Origin of the sequence: Rhizobium ecuadorense (assembly GCF_001187535.1) — a bacterium.
Taxonomy (GTDB): domain Bacteria; phylum Pseudomonadota; class Alphaproteobacteria; order Rhizobiales; family Rhizobiaceae; genus Rhizobium; species Rhizobium ecuadorense.
The window spans coordinates 1-276 of sequence record NZ_LFIO01001055.1 but is presented as its reverse complement, the minus strand read 5'-3'; the positions used below and the strand labels follow the sequence as shown (position 1 = coordinate 276).

Here is a 276-nt window from a genome sequence, read left to right as displayed (position 1 = left end):
CTCCGATGGACGGCACGCCGGCACTGAAGGCCGCCATCATCAGGAAGTTCAAGCGGGACAATAATCTCGACTACGATGCCAGCCAGATCGTCGTCTCGGGCGGCGGCAAGCAGGTGATCTTCAATGCCATGCTGGCAACCTGCAATCCGGGCGACGAGGTCGTCATTCCCACGCCCTCCTGGGTCAGCTATGCCGATATCGTCAAATTCGCCGGCGGCGTCCCGGTCGCTGTCCCCTGCCACGAGCAGGCCGACTTCAAGCTGCGTCCGGAGGATC

Annotated in this window: 1 protein-coding gene; it reads left to right on the top strand. The window is 62.7% G+C overall.

Translation table 11 applies throughout. The features are described from left to right. The coding region (locus tag AF337_RS18845) for an aminotransferase class I/II-fold pyridoxal phosphate-dependent enzyme (protein WP_152971137.1) at positions 1–276 on the top strand (276 nt) is incomplete at both ends.